This window comes from Brevibacillus sp. JB24b, from assembly GCF_051713385.1.
GTDB classification, from domain to species: Bacteria; Bacillota; Bacilli; order Brevibacillales; family Brevibacillaceae; genus Brevibacillus_B; species Brevibacillus_B laterosporus.
Window position 1 is genome coordinate 2399952 of record NZ_JBNVQV010000001.1, and the last position, 16705, is coordinate 2416656.

General features: G+C 36.7%; 22 protein-coding genes and 1 pseudogene. 18 read left to right on the top strand and 5 right to left on the bottom strand.

The features are described 5' to 3' along the window. Nucleotides 1–334: 334 nt before the first annotated feature. From ACQV1I_RS11680 to ACQV1I_RS11750, 15 genes are all read left to right on the top strand, one after another. A complete protein-coding gene (locus ACQV1I_RS11680; RefSeq protein ID WP_116334536.1) occupies nucleotides 335–1462 on the top strand; it encodes a hypothetical protein in 1128 nt (375 codons plus the stop codon). Nucleotides 1463–1467: 5 nt separating this feature from the next. Continuing rightward, entirely contained in the window at nucleotides 1468–1686 is a 219-nt protein-coding gene (locus ACQV1I_RS11685; RefSeq protein WP_094701643.1) for a hypothetical protein, read from the top strand. A gap of 31 nt (nucleotides 1687–1717) precedes the next feature. Then, nucleotides 1718–1951, top strand: coding sequence for a hypothetical protein (locus tag ACQV1I_RS11690; RefSeq protein ID WP_104032796.1), 234 nt, complete (start codon nucleotides 1718–1720; stop codon nucleotides 1949–1951). Between the two features lies 1 nt (nucleotide 1952). After that, a complete protein-coding gene (locus ACQV1I_RS11695; RefSeq protein ID WP_116334535.1) occupies nucleotides 1953–2258 on the top strand; it encodes a hypothetical protein in 306 nt (101 codons plus the stop codon). Continuing rightward, a complete protein-coding gene (locus tag ACQV1I_RS11700; protein WP_116334534.1) occupies nucleotides 2258–2587 on the top strand; it encodes a hypothetical protein in 330 nt (109 codons plus the stop codon). The genes ACQV1I_RS11695 and ACQV1I_RS11700 overlap by 1 nt, the downstream gene beginning before the upstream one ends. A 110-nt stretch (nucleotides 2588–2697) precedes the next feature. Then, on the top strand, nucleotides 2698–3036 hold the full coding sequence (locus ACQV1I_RS11705) for a hypothetical protein (protein ID WP_104148515.1): 339 nt from the start codon (nucleotides 2698–2700) through the stop codon (nucleotides 3034–3036). Between the two features lie 39 nt (nucleotides 3037–3075). After that, nucleotides 3076–3363, top strand: a complete 288-nt coding sequence (locus ACQV1I_RS11710) for a hypothetical protein (RefSeq protein ID WP_116334533.1) — start codon at nucleotides 3076–3078, stop codon at nucleotides 3361–3363. After that, nucleotides 3360–3605 carry a hypothetical protein gene (locus ACQV1I_RS11715; RefSeq protein WP_018671030.1) on the top strand — a complete coding sequence of 82 codons (246 nt, stop codon included), beginning with the start codon at nucleotides 3360–3362 and terminating at the stop codon, nucleotides 3603–3605. The genes ACQV1I_RS11710 and ACQV1I_RS11715 overlap by 4 nt, the downstream gene beginning before the upstream one ends. Before the next feature lie 81 nt (nucleotides 3606–3686). Continuing rightward, entirely contained in the window at nucleotides 3687–3848 is a 162-nt protein-coding gene (locus ACQV1I_RS11720; RefSeq protein ID WP_161555097.1) for a hypothetical protein, read from the top strand. After that, nucleotides 3829–4326 (top strand): lytic transglycosylase domain-containing protein, encoded by a 498-nt coding sequence (locus ACQV1I_RS11725; protein ID WP_236645838.1) that lies wholly within the window; start codon nucleotides 3829–3831, stop codon nucleotides 4324–4326. Before ACQV1I_RS11720 ends, ACQV1I_RS11725 begins: the two co-directional genes overlap by 20 nt. 359 nt (nucleotides 4327–4685) lie before the next feature. After that, nucleotides 4686–5738, top strand: a complete 1053-nt coding sequence (locus tag ACQV1I_RS11730) for a sigma-70 family RNA polymerase sigma factor (RefSeq protein WP_116334532.1) — start codon at nucleotides 4686–4688, stop codon at nucleotides 5736–5738. Between the two features lie 233 nt (nucleotides 5739–5971). Next, a complete protein-coding gene (locus ACQV1I_RS11735; protein WP_116334531.1) occupies nucleotides 5972–6955 on the top strand; it encodes a helix-turn-helix transcriptional regulator in 984 nt (327 codons plus the stop codon). A 354-nt stretch (nucleotides 6956–7309) separates the two neighbouring features. Then, on the top strand, nucleotides 7310–8281 hold the full coding sequence (locus ACQV1I_RS11740) for an ABC transporter substrate-binding protein (protein ID WP_116334530.1): 972 nt from the start codon (nucleotides 7310–7312) through the stop codon (nucleotides 8279–8281). 36 nt (nucleotides 8282–8317) lie between these two features. Then, nucleotides 8318–9502, top strand: a complete 1185-nt coding sequence (locus ACQV1I_RS11745) for an MFS transporter (RefSeq protein ID WP_438769242.1) — start codon at nucleotides 8318–8320, stop codon at nucleotides 9500–9502. 312 nt (nucleotides 9503–9814) lie between these two features. Continuing rightward, entirely contained in the window at nucleotides 9815–10354 is a 540-nt protein-coding gene (locus ACQV1I_RS11750) for a GNAT family N-acetyltransferase (protein ID WP_116334529.1), read from the top strand. 567 nt (nucleotides 10355–10921) lie between these two features. On the opposite strand, the gene ACQV1I_RS11755 is transcribed toward ACQV1I_RS11750, so the two are convergent. Then, nucleotides 10922–11110 carry a hypothetical protein gene (locus ACQV1I_RS11755; RefSeq protein ID WP_236645837.1) on the bottom strand — a complete coding sequence of 63 codons (189 nt, stop codon included), beginning with the start codon at nucleotides 11108–11110 and terminating at the stop codon, nucleotides 10922–10924. A gap of 283 nt (nucleotides 11111–11393) precedes the next feature. On the opposite strand from ACQV1I_RS11755, the pseudogene ACQV1I_RS11760 reads away from it, so the two are divergent. After that, nucleotides 11394–11543: pseudogene (locus ACQV1I_RS11760) on the top strand (YolD-like family protein); the annotation flags it as partial. 344 nt (nucleotides 11544–11887) lie between these two features. Here the strand turns inward: ACQV1I_RS11760 and ACQV1I_RS11765 are convergent. The 4 genes from ACQV1I_RS11765 to ACQV1I_RS11780 form a co-directional block, all read right to left on the bottom strand. Continuing rightward, a complete protein-coding gene (locus ACQV1I_RS11765) occupies nucleotides 11888–12406 on the bottom strand; it encodes a hypothetical protein (protein WP_104032807.1) in 519 nt (172 codons plus the stop codon). Nucleotides 12407–13059: 653 nt separating this feature from the next. Continuing rightward, complete coding sequence (locus ACQV1I_RS11770; RefSeq protein WP_094701632.1) at nucleotides 13060–13485, bottom strand: VOC family protein; 426 nt, start codon at nucleotides 13483–13485, stop codon at nucleotides 13060–13062. 280 nt (nucleotides 13486–13765) lie between these two features. Then, nucleotides 13766–14455 (bottom strand): VOC family protein, encoded by a 690-nt coding sequence (locus tag ACQV1I_RS11775; RefSeq protein ID WP_116334527.1) that lies wholly within the window; start codon nucleotides 14453–14455, stop codon nucleotides 13766–13768. A 531-nt stretch (nucleotides 14456–14986) separates the two neighbouring features. Then, entirely contained in the window at nucleotides 14987–15220 is a 234-nt protein-coding gene (locus tag ACQV1I_RS11780) for a hypothetical protein (RefSeq protein WP_236645836.1), read from the bottom strand. Between the two features lie 348 nt (nucleotides 15221–15568). On the opposite strand from ACQV1I_RS11780, the gene ACQV1I_RS11785 reads away from it, so the two are divergent. Further along, nucleotides 15569–16036: a hypothetical protein gene (locus ACQV1I_RS11785; RefSeq protein ID WP_116334526.1), complete on the top strand. Its 468-nt coding sequence runs from the start codon at nucleotides 15569–15571 to the stop codon at nucleotides 16034–16036. Between the two features lie 53 nt (nucleotides 16037–16089). Beyond that, complete coding sequence (locus ACQV1I_RS11790) at nucleotides 16090–16632, top strand: RNA 2'-phosphotransferase (RefSeq protein ID WP_116334525.1); 543 nt, start codon at nucleotides 16090–16092, stop codon at nucleotides 16630–16632. Nucleotides 16633–16705: the final 73 nt, after the last annotated feature.

The window sequence follows — 16705 nt, forward strand, 5'->3', positions numbered from 1 at the left end:
TATATCATCATGCTCATAAATCTGCAATCCAACTAGAAGAATTTTCGCAACTTTTTAAAGACATAAAACGACAATATTTTGCAAAAAAGCAAAAAACATGAAGTACTATTAAACACATATATCAAAAGCACATCAAATATTTGGACTTATTGCACCTTTTCAAAGACATAGACCGACTACTTTTAGCATGAATATTGAATAGGATCGGACAATGGATATGTGATCTATTACAGAGATTATTGATGTTCTGACCCTAATCACATTTATAAGCGACCGGATTGGTTTATCTTACACACTATTACACAAAGAAAAAGCATGAAGGAGAGTTAATTGAATGTTAGCTAGATATGTAGTAGGTGGGAGATTGGATCCCCCTTATTACCCAACTAAAACAAGAGCTCATTTTATTGGACGAGATATTTATGTAAAAGGTATAAGAAGCTCGGGTACTAAAAGAGTCATTACCGATACTTTTCACTTATCACATGATGTAGAATTTTATGCTATTTCCATAAGATCTGATATTATTACTCCCTCAGATCATTGGAATCTTCTCATTGATAACAAATTGATTGCAAAAAATATTTATTGTAAAAATTTTGAGGAGGGGCTCTATTTCCAGGTTGCCCACCCTATCAAAGCAGGGACTATTTGTAAACTAGAGTTCTCTACCGAGGATGGTGACAGGAAGCAAATAGAGGTCATGTTCCATCTTCTTAGTGATCCAGAAGTCGAACCAATTTTGACTGGAACGATTGATAATGGAAATTATCCCGATCCGCTACCTCCTGATCCAGTTCCCGTACCAATTCCGGATGACGATGATACGTGTAAAAATCCAATTGTATGGAAGCCTTATGCAACAGCTACGGAAGCTGAGAATTGGTGTAATAGCATAAATATTGATGCTAATTTTCAACGTAATGTCCACGCAGCTAACTATGTAACGGAAGGACTTGTTCATCTTTTGAATCATTGTTGTGGTTTCAAAACAATGATTACAAAACATAAACTCACCATAAATATCAAGGATGCAAAAGGAGCAAACGGATACTTTAATCCTCCAACGGGAGAGGTTGTTGTGAACAAAAAATACGATTTTGCCAATGCAGATAAGATTGCACTAGCAGAATATCAAGCGGGCCAAAAATCGTCTCCACATAAATTGCGAACCATTATCCATGAAATAGGTCATTGGTTGCATTTTCATAATGTAGGGGCTGATCAATTCTACCGATTTTCAGCGCTTGATCCTGACAATTATGGGCCTAAAACGATCTTGTCCTACTCAGAAGCTACATATATTGCTACTCATCTATGTAGCTATGCGACCAGTTGGTATCCAATCGAATTAATTCCGGAGACATTTACAGCGAAAGTGACGGATATCCCCATCGATCCCAAGATACAGGAATGGTACCAGCAATACGGTGGGTATGAATGTAATAACTGGAAGGGGTGATAGCAATGGATTTTACGATACCTTGTGTTTTTTGTAAATATTTAAATCGTGACAGCAGGTCAAAAATGAGTTGTATGGCCTTTCCTAATGGCATTCCCAAACAAATACAAGAATTAAGGGTTATTCACACAACTCCATTTGAAGGTGACAACGGAATAGTTTATGAGCCTTTACATGAAACAATAGACTATTTTCTTTATTTTTCGGGAGAGGTTAGAGAGTAACGTAATGAACAACAGATAGGGGGTAGATCAAATGAAAAAAAAGTCAGGACAAAAGATCAAAGTATGTAAGGATCTGGAGTTTATGGATCGAATGATTAAAACCGGTACAGTAGGTATCATCGAAGGTACTCTGAAAGGAAGCAGTGGTCTTCGAGACTATGTAATAGTAAAAGTAGCGGATATACAAATGCATATTGCAGCAGAGGATTTTGACAATCAATTTTCCTATGTAACTGAACAAAAGACTAAGGATGGAAAAGGGTAATATGAAAAAAGAGACCGTTGTAAGAAACGTTAGAAAACTGTTGATTCTTTATCCGGAAACACGTACCAATGATAAATTACTACTCTCTTACTATTGGCGGCTTATCGACAAACTAGATTTTAGTAACATGGAATCTTTTATGCAAGATTATATCGGAAAAGCGACGATCCCAGAAACGATTACAAGAGCAAGAAGATTTGCGCAGAAACAATCCCCTTTTACGCAACGATCCAGTGATAATTTCAAGCAGTTCCATCAGCTATCACATGTTAAAAAGCAAGATAAAAGGAAGCGGGTTGTGTTGTAATGATAGGTTATTTAAATAAATGTCCACATTGCAAGGAAGAGGCATCCTTTGTATTGGAAGAATTAGAATGCGATAAATCATTGATTGCTTGGTGTCGTTCTTGCGGGAACTACATCAATCAAACTTTTACGTTAGAGACTTTTCGCAAGTGGTGGGAGAGATACCAGCAGGGAGAGGAAAAGATCGAACCTCCAATCAAAAAAGAAATGTTGGAAAAGTTAAAAATGTTAGAGAAAGCTATTGCACTTGATTCCTCCTGTAATTTGAACAGAGTAGAAATACATTTGAAAGATTTTACTGATTACGTATATAAGAATGATAGGGAGTAGATCGATGAAATAAGTTAGTTATCCATTCATCACTCTATCCTGTCCGGTAATTGGAGCCTGAATAATAAATAGAATAAAATACACGAACCTATTCGTTTTGGAGTGAGAAGATGATAAACCTTGATGCGCATACCATTATCTCAGATCAAGAGATTGTTGATACGAAAGCAACCATTGATCTTCATTTACTTGTGAAAATTCTGAGTGGGTATGCAACCATGCGAGAAGAAACCAAGCAACTATTGAAAAAAAACAAAGTTTTGACAGTTAACAATGAACAGCTTTGTAAGGAATTACAAGTCTTATACCAACAAATCAAAATGCTACAGACTGAGTTAGCTACTTATCATAAAAATCAAACTGATAAGGAAAGTAGAAAAAAAGATCAAAATGAATTCTTAATGAAGCACGATCCGTTTTTCTGGGGCTTTTTTGACAATAGAGAATAAATTACAAAGGAAATGGGGACGCCAGATGGGAGGGAAGAAGTGTACACTTTAGGTATACTTATCGAGAAGATTGATGAGATTCAAAACGTTATTCATCAAATCAACAGAGCAATGAGACATACTTCATCTGCCTCTGTAGAAGTGCTTCGTAGACATAAAGAGCAATTTGAAGAGATTGTAGAATATATGATGGAACAAGAAATTTCGTCCTCTCTCGATTTGGAAGGCATGCTGATAAAACATAAAAAATGCTTGCGAGAATGTATGGAATCATCGTATAGCAACAAAGGGCCCTATACAGAGAGGAGCAGGGACTATACGCCATGAAAATAAAATGTAAGGATCTATATGAAGCGTTACATCAAACAAATAAGTCTCTTACGGATATGGGATTAGATATCGAAAATATTGGTTGTAGTACAGCCAATTGCTTAGTTACTTATGAACATCTAAGGTTAAAAGAGAGTTACATGGAGCTCTACAATGCAGATGTATCCATGAAGGAAGTAGACCTTGATGAAATACAAAAACAAATAGCTGCTTGTATGCGAGAATGTGTAACCTTTTAAGACGGGAGGAAGTACCCCCGTCTTTTTTGCTTTGATGTGTAGAACTGATAAGTACCGTCTTAAGAGGGAGGATAGATAGAATTGATATTTGTAAGAACGCATGTGATGGCACCTATCATTCGCAACGATCCAGGAGGTTGGATCGACAACTATAGTATGATAATTTCAGATAAAGGATGGTTGCATGATAATTGGAATGAAACCCATCATGGTGATGTTGCTGATGATAACAAATCTATCTAATTCAAATCTGATTTCACATTTGGACAGTATGCCAGCAAGTCAAAGGAATGCGGCTTCGATAGCCCTAACAGCATCAATTTTTGCTCAGCACAAACAAGTTCACGCGACGATCATACAGCATATGACCTCCAAAAATATTTCAATCACAGAGGCAACAAAAATATCAAACTATATTCTTACTTTTTCTGATAAGTACAACGTAGATCCTACCCTAATAGTAGCTATGATAGAGGTGGAAAGTTATTATCAGCCTAATCGGATTGGCAAACACGGTGATACAGGCCTTATGCAAATCTTACCTTCTACACAGCGGTATATGGGTATAAAAGGAGAGCTTACAGATCCAGAAGTGAATATTCATGTTGGATGCAAATATTTGGCTTACACACAAAGCAGGTTCGGACCAGATTTAGGGATCGTTGCTTATAACCAAGGAGAGGGCAATTCGCACGTGGTACATTTAAAACAACTTACCTGATGAAAGTTAAAAAAGTATGGTCAACTATGAAAAATAGGACATCCTACTAAGGAATTTTAGAATTGTTTGACGAGCTTAAATAAATGAATCACAGGCACTCCTTCCAGTAGACATTGGGATTACCCTTGAGTGGGCAATATCCAAGGTATTGGTAAGGGGTGTATTTTTTATGATAAAAGGATAGAGATGTCATGAATATGTGTAGTAGCTACATCAAATCATTTCGAGGGTTTTCTTCTAAAGCTTCTGCATGGAAAAATAGTGATCTCATGAAACAAAACAATCCCACGCGTATCTGCATCTTTTAGACAGGATAGCTCGACTATTATAGGGAGACGGAACGAAAGAGATGACTAGGAGTGAAAGAAAGATTGTTAAGTCAACGATATCTCCATTTACGGAAAGAAAACATAAAAGACATGCATAATACAGACCTTATTCGTGCATGTAAAGAAGATAAAGAGTTGTTGGGAGAGTTTTTGGAAGAAAACAAGGAGTTTCTTTTCTCGATTATCAAACATTATAAAGGCAACATTGAAGAATTGTGTTTTAAGTTTAGAGTAACAGAAGAAGAATTGTTACAGCATGCTTATATTGGTGTTATTAGTGCTCTACAGGAATTCGATTTTCATCGAGGAATCAAGTTTACAACCTTTGTGGTCAGACCGATTATTTGGGAGATCAATCAACTGCTTTACAACGATTCACGATTTGTAAGATTAAGTAGGGGGGCAGTTGAACAAATTAAACGTATGATAGCCATTGAGGAAAAGCTAGGATATCGACCCGGCGAAGAAGAAATGGCAAAGCTTCTTGCTATCCCATTGGAAAGATATAAGGAGATTGCCCGATTTAGTGATGAAATTGAACATTATCATGCTTATGAGAACTTCGAGGTAATAGATCATAACTGCCATAATATTGAGGAGCATGTGGTGGATAAAGTATATGTAGAACATTTACTAGGTAGTTCAATATGTAACGATTTTGAGAAGACGATTATGAAGCTTATCATGGAAGGTATAAATAATACTCAAATTGCTGAACGTCTACAGGTATATCCCATGACGATTAACAGAGCGATAATGCGTATTAGAAATAAAGTTCTGAATTTTCAATCAAATAAATCAGGCTTGCAAAATAATGTAACTTCTAAATATGATCGAGAAATCAAGTTGATAGAAGAAGAGAGCAGATCACGCAACAAGCTGATGTGTGTTAGTGAAATATCAGAACTCCTTGAGGGATATGGATTTGACAAGCAAGCATACTCTAATCGGATTTTATACTACATCCGTCAAAAGGTAAGCAAAAAGTGGAAGGATCAGCCGGATGAAGTAGGGAAACTGAGCAAAAAGACTGATTCAGTTAGAAGTAAAAAGCCAGTTCAGCTAAAACAAAACGCAAGGTAAAACGGAGAATATACGATGGAATTAATCTGATTATTGAGGAAGAAAGCTTACGATGCGCACGATACCTGCTGACATAGACGTGACACTTGGGAGACGTATTAGCAATAGAGAAAGAGAGATAGTCAAATGAACAAAAATTCGTTACAATATAAATGAGAATTATTATCATAATTGGTTTTTAAACCTATGGAGAAGTAAATGAGGTAGAGAAACACAACCGGAGTGATGGACAAATGAGCAACGCTGGCTTTCACCAGAACTTTAATCTTTTCTTTGACGGGCTTGGGCTGGCTCGACAGAATGTAGATCGTACAGAACAGATGACGCTACGTTCTTCGATGGGAGAGGGCTCCATCCGTCGTTTTGTCCCTCGTCCGGATATGGAGGTCGTCATTTCCGATTACACCTTCCATGACAAGCATGCGATGAGCTTTGCCCCTAGAGAAGAAATGGTTGAGCTGAGTTATTGCTTTAAAGGAGCAAGAGAAGTTAGTCTTCAGGGGGTTCGTCAGGAAATTGTTTCGGGAACATGTACATTACAATTCATGAAACAGGAGCAAACTCGTTTTGAGTTTATGGGAAAGCAGCCCTTTTATATGCTTGGTATTGGTATTCCCGTTTCTAGCTTCCATCATTTTATGGAAGAGGCAGATGGTACAAGATCGATTCATTTTTCTGATATCCTGGGAAAACGATCCTTCCGAGCTTTTCAACAAACAATCGATCCTCTTTCTTCTATTATCTTACATCGATTGATAAAGCTAGTAGACTCACCAAGGACGAAAAAATTCGAGATAGAATGTACTATTATGGAAATTCTATCAGCAACCTTCCGAAACTTTTTATTAGATGGGAATTCAGAATCGACACAGCTGACCAAGGATGATATGGAAAAAATTCGTCAGGCACGTGCTATCATGCTTGAGTGTATGGCAGAGCCGCCAACATTAATCGAATTGTCTCGTATGATTGGTCTAAATGACTACAAGCTAAAAAACGGCTTTAAAGAAATGTACGGGACTACGGTGTTTGGATACTTACGGAATAAACGAATGGAAACAGCCCTTTTATTGCTACAAGGTGGCAAAATGAATGTAAACGAAGTATCGTGCACAGTCGGTTACTCGAATCCTAGCTATTTTGCAGAAGCTTTTCGGGAAAGGTATGGGGTTAATCCTAGTGAGTTTGTCCGCCGTTCCACTTCCTCTTTACGATAGTGAAATTAGGATTTGTTGTCGTAGTAGAGGATAGGAGGTCAGCCGTAGTACTGGTCTCATAAAAATAAAAACATGTAATTTTTTGACCTAAACTGCCTAGTGAGGGCAGTTTTTTTATTGCATTAGGAATTTCTAATCAATAGATAAGAACAAGGAAACCCTTCCATGGAGTAGGAAATGACTGAATCGGTAAATATCCCGCAAACCGCTATCTCATTTCCTCTACTGGTAGATAACAAGCAAACGTACATTATAAGATGTATGCATTGATAATTAATCTCATTAGCTAGGTTACTATACGTTAATGAAACAAAACCGCCTCAGGAAGCGGTAAAAAAGGAGAAGTAGAAGAATATGTGGGGAACAAAAATACTTTCTATTATCGTAGTGTTGGCTATGATGTGGCTTGTTACAGGATGCACAGGAGCAGGCAAACCAAATACGGGAGTGACTGAGGAACAAATAACATCTGCCACAACTAATGAAATAACTTCATCACACGCCTTCCCTAAAACGATGAAACATATGAAGGGGGAAACAGTAATTCAGAATAAGCCAATTAAAATCGCTTCCCCTTACATTGCTTTTGTGGACTATTTAGCTGTATTGGATGAATATCCTTATGCCGCATCAGGAATTTCAACCATTAAACAAAATTTTCCTAATCTTAGCAAACGACTAGAAGGGAAAGCTATCATTGATTTGGGCACAGAGGCAAGTATGGAAAAATTACTAAGCTCGAAGCCTGACCTGATCATTGCAGCGGATGACATGATTGGGCAGTACGAACAATTGAGTCAGATTGCCCCAACCGTTATTTTGCCTCAGGCAGGTGATTGGCGGGAGACATTAGAGCAGATTGCTGCTGTAATTGGTAAAGAAGATGTAGCGACTAAGATATTAGCTGATTTTGACCAAAAGTCAGCAGATTATAAAAAGAAGCTGGCTTTTAGAAGCCAAGAATCTGTGCTGTTTACTATGTCACGGAGTAAGGATCAATTTGTAACCTGGGAGGAAAAACGATTTGAGCCTTTTTATAAGGAATTAGGACTAAAGCCGGTGCAAGGAGCTGAAAAGGGTGGTCAATTATCATTGGAGAGCTTAGCTCAATTAAATCCTGATCATCTGTTTGTGATTAATAATTGGCAAGATCCAATTCCAGGGGGAGTTAAAGAAGCGTTGAAAGGTAATCAGGTATGGAATAGTTTGAAGGCAGTGAAAAATAATCAGGTGTATTTTTTAGAGGATCCTTCACTACCTGGACCGATGGCTTTAGCTAAGATCGACGGTTTGGAAGAAATCATGCAAGCAATGGGAAAAAAATAGGGAACCCGAGATAAAAACCAATAAGGAAGGGGATTTATGATGAAATTCAAATTCGCGGTTATGTTCTTGATTGTGCTATCTGGAATGATTTCAATAGCCGCTTTTAACCCGATCATTGGTCCTCTTTCACGCAACTTAGGACTAAGTGAGGTGCAATCAGGTTGTCTGGTTTCAATCACAGGAATTTGTTGGTTATTAGGTGGCTATTATTGGGAACGAAAATCAGCCAAGAGTAGAAAAAAATTGCTAACCTCTATTATGTTTGTCTATGTAGTTACTCTGATCGGATTTGCCTTGCTGGCCGACAATGCCGCGAGTAATACGCTGGGCATTGGTTCTGCTGGTTTATTTTGGATATTCTTGATTTTACGAGCCATTGCAGGCTTTTTCTTTGGAGGTATTCCTGCTAAAGCTCAAGCATATGTAATGGGCTGGACAACGCAGGAAACTCGCACATGGGGGATGGCGTTATTCGGAGCAGCAAATGGTCTTGGATTTGTGTTGGGACCAGCGATGAGTGGAGGATTGGCAGTGATTAGTCTTACCGTACCTATGTATGCGGTAGGTGTGCTCCTGTTGGTTATTGCCGTTATTTTTCTGTTATCCATTCCAGATGAAAAGGAAAGTGAGATTTGCCGAACAACAGCCACTATCTCACCATATGATTCACGTATCCGTCTTTATCTTTGGATTGGATTCGTTCTATCTGTTGCTCTTAATATCGTTCAGGTTACCATCGGATTTTATATCCAAGATAATTTGGGCTACAATGCTCAAAAAGCTACACAGCTTATAGGGCTTGGGTTAGCCATTTCGGGTGTTATGGTTGTTGCTTCCCAAATTCTGATCAGTAAGTATTTGAAATGGAAACCTGCAATAGTGTTACGCGTAGGGCTATCTTGTGTCACTTTAGGGTTACTAGGATTTTTACTGTTCATACGCTTCGCTTACATTGATTTTGCTATTTTGGGAATTGGGATAGGGTTTACCTTATTAGGCTATAGTTCGGGTGCTTCCCTAGCTGTTGAGGATCATGAACAAAGAAGTGTTGCTTCTTTTATTGCTGCACTTCAAGGGGGAGGCTCGTTTTTTGGGCCCGTTATCGGTACGATACTCTATACGAGTAACAAGGTGCTACCATTTTCGTTTTGTGTACTTTTGATTTGTTTGTCGGGTATTTCTGTGTTTGGAAAAAGACGTAGTGTAAAGCTTTCTGCATAGTAGGAAAGAATCTAAAAGAGAGATGGATAATAAATGAAAGAGCTTCGGGAGACTTGAATATTTTCATGTCTCTCGGAGTTTTTTCGTGCATCGGTAAAAATTGCAAAACCTATTTTTTATAACCTGAATTTATGCTATGATTCAAAATATTTAAAGTCTAAAAGAACTTGAATTATATACTTTACTCGCAAAGTCAGGAATTTGTAGCTTAAAAAAAAATCAGATCAACGACTAGCGAAGACCGTGTTGACAGACCAGGCGATAAGGTTTAGTTATCTAAATTATCTGATACAATAACAAAGAGGTGGCCGTATGCTTAACATTGTAAAATTGAATAGAGATGATTATCCTAACGGAAAAAATATTACATATGAATATCAATCAGATTATTATTATGATGTGCAGATGAAATCTAGTAAGAGGGGATGGAGTGTAGATCTCATCATAGAAAAATTCGAGCAAACATTTCATAAGAGGGATATCGGCAACCTCTTTGATGAAGATAGAGATGAGCTTGAGTGCTATGCTGCGCTAGTAGATAACAAAGAAGTAGGGATTATTACAATTGCTTATTCAAGTTGGAATCAGAGCTGCGTCATATGGGATTTATATGTACATGAAGATTGTAAGCGACAGGGAATAGGTCGAAAATTAATCCATTTTGCATGTAAACGCGCAAAAGAACTCGGTAGTCGTATGATTACTCTTGAAACGCAGACCTCTAATTTTCCAGCTATTCAATTTTATTTAGCCTGTGGATTTACCTTCATTGGGATTAATGTCATGAGCTATTCAAACCAGGACATTGAGAAAAAGGAGGTCAGGATTGAATTAGCTCAATCCTTGGATTAAATGATGGAGCAAGTGAGGTAAATGAGGCAGTCCTTTCAAAAGTTGATATGTCTAAAATATCAATAACATACAGTTTGCCGTTTGTAGTGCCAAAAGCACAACAATTGTATTTAAAGGGGCTACGGAGTATGTAACTATTTTTTTAGTACTTACATCATAACTAGATATTGACTCAGATCCAAATATTAGCTATGTCGGCCGACACATTTGCATTTTACGAGATTAAATTTCATAAAACAAAACATGAATTAAAAATATATAATTAATTATGGTGTGTTTTGTATATTTTTAAAAAAATATTTTTTTAATTATTATTAGGAAAGAATGTAATCACTTTCGTTTTCAGTTTGTATTTTTGTAAGTGAGATGGGGCTTTTAATCATTTGTAATCACAAAATTCCTCTCATCGAAATTGTGTTGAGTGTAGGTGGGCAGTATTTTACGCTTACGTTTTTCGAGGGTGGGGAGACATATTGTACTCCTAAAACGACCACCCCAAAAAAGGGGACTTTTTCAACACTCTGACTTGCAAGACACTATCTGGCGAGTGTTTTTTAATTGAAGATTTTAATTTGATAAATCAAAAAATCTTGCAGGATATAGATGATCAGATCCAGGAGATACATCTGTAATCTTAGTAAATAAAGTATCAAAGTTATCTTCTGCAATTAAGTGGTCTATAATAGCTTCAATTGTCTCAGGCTTGACGTTTTCGACTAGAACCATGTCACTAGCCCAAAAATAGAGTCCACTCATATTTTCCCTAGATATTTGATTCTTTTTTGTAAGTGTTTCAATATTTTTATAAGTAAAGAATGATGCAATATACCTTGTTCTATCTGGAAAGGACACGATGACATCAGTATTATCATCGTATGGATTAAACTCTGCTTCACAAACTCCTGATTCTATCCATATATTGGAAACTGATAATATGTTGATCCTCCCAATATTTATATAGTTAATAGCGGATATACAAATATATCCAAATAATATATCAGGAGATTTAATGGTAATATTTAGTATTGAATGAAAGAGATTGATTGAGAAGCCGATCCTTGAAGAGGATGAGCTAGCCGAGTTTTGCTATAGAATATCTGACTCACGTCAGTATGACTATGCGCTAACAATTAGCTGGTGGAAAGTGATAAAAGAAGATCGAGGCGTGATGGAATCTGCTTGGGGATGGAGGTCAAATAAATACCCCTAGAATTTGATGAAATATTTATACAAAAATTTGTAAATACAGATTATAATGGTTATAAGAGGTGCTCTATATATGAATAAAACAAAACTCAAACAATTGGTGCAAAACATATTAATATTTACAGTAGTATTAATCATCGTTGGATTATTTTTGCAATATAAGAACTATGGCCAATTTAATATCACAAATATTTTTAACGAACAAACTATCTATCTTTTATTGGGCTATTTGTTGGTGAATATAGTCTACCAGTATTTTAAAAAATGATTACCAAAGACCCCACGTTATAAATAATAACGAGGGGTCTTAATTGTTAGTTTATAAAGTTATTCAATTACCGGATCTGGTGCAAAATCTCCTCCATGGTCAGCGGTAGCATCCCACTCATGCGAGAATGTATTTACCTCTTTACCACCAATTTTAATTTTGGATTCCGCTCTATAGTGAGCTGATATAGGGAACTTAATCCATCTATAGTATGTAGTTCCGGTTACTTCAATATCACCCGCGACTGAGTCTGTTAAATAAGCCGAAATTGCTGCAGCAACTGGAGCAGAATATTTACTATCTATCTTAAATCTGGACTCTACCCAGGAAGTTAAGGCCCCAATTGAAAGACCTACTAGACCTGAAATATATTTTTTTTCGATTACATAGCTGTGCTTGAAAGAGCCATCCCAAGATGCTTTTGCATAAATCTTTGAATCAGAGTTATTACTTTGTAACTGAGGAAATACCGGAGTAACTAATGTACCAGAATCATTACTTTGTGACTGAGCAAATACTGGAGTAACTGAAGATAATGCTAGAGTAAGGGCTAAGGCACTAATGAAATTTTTTTTCATAATTTAAGACATCTCCTTAAAATTTTAAATTTACCTATAATATACATTTTTTAGAAAATATCGTCAATTTTATTTATGTTGTATTAAAAAATCATATAATAATAGACATGATTTGGTACACTTCATTAATCGTTTAAGCTGATTACGTAAAAAATGATGAAGATTTTTGATAGGTACCAGTAGAGGATGTCGTTAATGTGTAAGCCTGACAATATCTTTTTCATTTACATAGAATGTATTGCCTGTGGGAACAGGGATACAGTTCACCACGCAAGGAAGATAGTGGCGGGAAAACCGCCCTTAAATTGAAAGAGATATTGGAGGAACGAAGGGATGTTTAGTATGTATTAACACTCTAATAGGGGCGTTTATGTTGTCAAAAGAAGATATCGGAGCAGTTTGAGCATATTTGTCTTGGGCCTGATAAAGCCCCCCACTGTTCCTCCGAGAATATCGAAGAAAAAAAACGGTTCTGATGTAAACAGAGCCGTTTTTTTCATTGTTCTATATAGGTAAATATGGATAGCGTAGTTGAAAATAAAAAATCGGTTTGAAGAGATTCATGTAGACACGATTTATTACGTTACATATGTGTAATAAGTGGAACTGTCACGAAGTTTTGTATCAAACGAGGGAGCGCTACTAACAAGAATTTATTGTTGACCCTCCGTATAGATTTGGAAGGTTACTCCAAACTTGTCTGTTACAATCCCGTACGCAGGACTAAAATGAGTTTCTTGCAGGGGCATATTCACTTGACCGCTTTCCTGCAAGGCATCATAAATTTGTGTAGATTTTTCCTTATCGCTTGTTGCAATACAGATTGTGACTTGATTGCCTTTTTGATGGGGTTGACCTGGAAATGTATCAGAAAACATCAGGTCCGTTTCGCCGACTTTAACCATTGCGTGTGCCACACGATCTCTTGCATTTGCTGGTAGAGGGAATTCGGGGTTTTCGGGCATCTCACCAAATGTTTGGTTAAAAAGGACTTTGGCATCTAAAGCTTTTTCGTAAAACTGGATAGCTTCCTTGGCATTCCCGTCCATCACTAAGTAGGGGATCAACTTCAATGTCATTGTCTAATCAGCTCCTTTGGTCTTACATTTTTTAATCGTTTCTACTATGCAGATTTCTAAATCGTTTAGGCTTATTTCTGGTTGCTACTATCCAGTGAAATCAGCCCTATATTTCATTATTAACATTAATGTCATTATAAAACAAAGAACATATGTTTGTAAATTTCGAATTAGACAGGAGAAGTCATGATTTTTTGTTTGGGACTTACCGGAAAATTCAGAAATAAATCCTTATCAAACAGAGAGGAGAATATCAGTTATTGGTGTACACTACATTTTCCTACATATGCACCTTTGTAGTACACATTATCTGATACGGCAAATCATAGAGCTGTACTTGTTTATCTAGGTCGCCTTGAATTTTTACGAGAGTTGGAAACACACCAGGCATTCTTACATCTGGAAACCACGGACGGCTCGTTTCAATGAGAATAAATAATCCTTCTACATCACCAACGGCAGCAAATTGTTTTTCGTCTTTTCTCCATATTTCCTGTTCACATATCTCGTAAATATGTTTTGAGCCTTCTGCAACATTCGGAACAGGTAGTCCAATTTCGCTGATGTATAGGATACTGCTCTGGCTGAATGGAGCCTCCGAGGGATTGTGTAAAGAGTGATGTACAATAAATTCGAGCAGATTACCATCTGGATCGTAAAAATAGGAGGCAGTTGCATTCCAGTCAGGAAAAAAGAATTGATCCTGATTGTCATTTGAAAAGCAAGAAATCCCCTTTTTTTGGAGCCATTGCTTTGATTCTGCCAGCTTATTCGAAGGGATTGTAAAAGCAAAATGATAATAAGCACTTAGATCACAAACGGGTTTTTGGAATGTTATTTTTGACTCTCCAGTTATAATAGTAAATGACTCAACAGATTCTTGTTCAATAGGAAAACCTAACAATTCTCCATAAAATGACTTCATTTCGTCTAAACGATTCGTTTGTAGTACGATTTCTATTATTCGCATGCAGACACATCCCTCCTAAAGTTAGTGTGGTGGTAAGGATCATCTGAATTCTAGTTTAATACATTTGTATCATTATTCATATATTTTTCCAATCCATAAGTTTATGGTTGTAAGAAGATAATTTTGGATTACTGTGTTCGTGAAGGTAGCACCATGAAAGAAGGATGGATCTCGCAAAAAACATTTTTTCTTATGAAACATAAAGCAACGGCTTACACAGGCTAACTGACAGCCTAAGATACTTCAATTTTACTTCGTTCATGAAACGGTAAGATGTAATAGAAAAGACCTAGTTAAACAACTAGGTCATAAAAAATGAATTCTACTTTAGGTGTAATAAAGGAGCTTCCAGCTTTTCGATCATAAAAGAGACCGTGGGAGGAAGTCCCACGGCTTGTAAATAAATTAATACCAAGTGATATAGACTTTGTAAGTCGTTTTACTTTTGTGGTCATGAATGATTGCAGGATCAAATGGAGTAGGATTAATAGCTATGACTTTTGTTCTGTTATTTGCAAAATCATTTTCAAGTCAAATCGTACCTGGTGCTCCTTCTACAAAAAAGTCTAGATTTGCAATATAAAAATGACCATCAACCACAAGGTTCTTCTGAACGATTTTATAACCAGGATAGTCAAAGCTAGGTTGAATCGAATGTGATGGGGCAGAGGAACGTTCAAGAGTAGTGTGCGCACTAGCAGCTTGTGCTCCAAACATTAAAGAAACCGCCATTAGTGAGGAAGCAAGGAATTTTACTTTCTTCATCATTACCATCTCCTTCATATTAGACACCCAGCTTGATAATCAACTAGATGTGTTTTTGGATATGTATACTATCGGAAAAGGGGTATGTTTGAATTGTATACATTTTTTACCATACGCACATCCAGAACAGGAGCGAACAAACAATTAATTTTAGACGACTAATAACAGGAATAACATGAACATAATCAATAAAATACCTCTTATCGTTTCTTGCATCAGAATAGAGATTTCTCTAAATAATCGCTATCTGAATATCTGCTTCAACTGATATAATATGCTTACATGTAGCATGCATAGGTGATAGCTATACTTTACCGACATGTCAAAGTCTATTAGTAGGGAGATTATATGGCAGAAGAATTACTCTATTTTACATGTAAAATTAATAATAATGATTCGTTTAACGAATTAAAAAGCTTGTTCAATAAACTAAAAACAGCAAAAGAAGCAGGTAAATTGCATGACGGAGACTATGTACTTTGGAAGTCGTTTTTTACGGAAGAAAAATGGTCAAAATTTTGGAACCCCTCTCAGCAGGAATTAGATGAGTATTGGAGTTTGTACTATTCGTTACCAGCTGAGGAAAGAGATACAGATCCTAGATTAAAAGTACCATGGGATTTTGAATCATGGTTGGACGCTATCGCAAGTGCTGAATATACCCTTGTAAGCTGTGAAAGCGTCGATCAAAATTTAGGGAGATTAGAATACGACGCATGGGCATTCCCGTATGGAAGTGCTGACAGTCTTCGTTTTTTACTCAGGGTTTTTGATTGTGACATTATAGAAGAAGAAACTGGATATAGAAAATGGTAGAAAAGAAAATGCTATTCATAACCGGGACAAAAATTCAGAGGGAAGTGTAGAACATGAATTATCAAAAATTGAGTAAAGAAATTTCGTATGCCCTGCGTCATGCACCACATGAATATGAATTAGAGTTAGATGAATATGGGTGGGTCCATATTGAGCAATTATTGCATTCCTTACATGAGCAACCGGTATGGCGTAATGTTCATGAAAATGACCTACATATCATGATTTCACAATCTGATAAGAAACGCCACGAGATTCATAATGGAAAAATTAGAGCGTTGTATGGCCATTCTACGGCTAAAAAAGTTCTGAAAGAGGAAAGTGAGCCCCCAGAGTTTCTTTATCATGGCACACCAAAAAGATTCGTTGCATTGATTATGGAGCAAGGGCTTTTACCTAAAGGAAGACAATATGTTCACTTATCGGAAGAAATTGAAACTGCAACACAAGTGGGAAAAAGAAGGGATAAGCAACCAGCTATTCTAAAGATAGAAGCAAAAAAAGCTTGGATCGATAATGTTACCTTTTATCATGGTAATGAAATGGTTTGGCTAGCTGACAAAATAGATAAGCAGTATATTTCTATACTTGAATAAGGGTTAGATTTTAGTATAACGTTATTCAGAGTATTTTGAACTTGTGGAGAAATCATAATGCTAAGTAATTAAT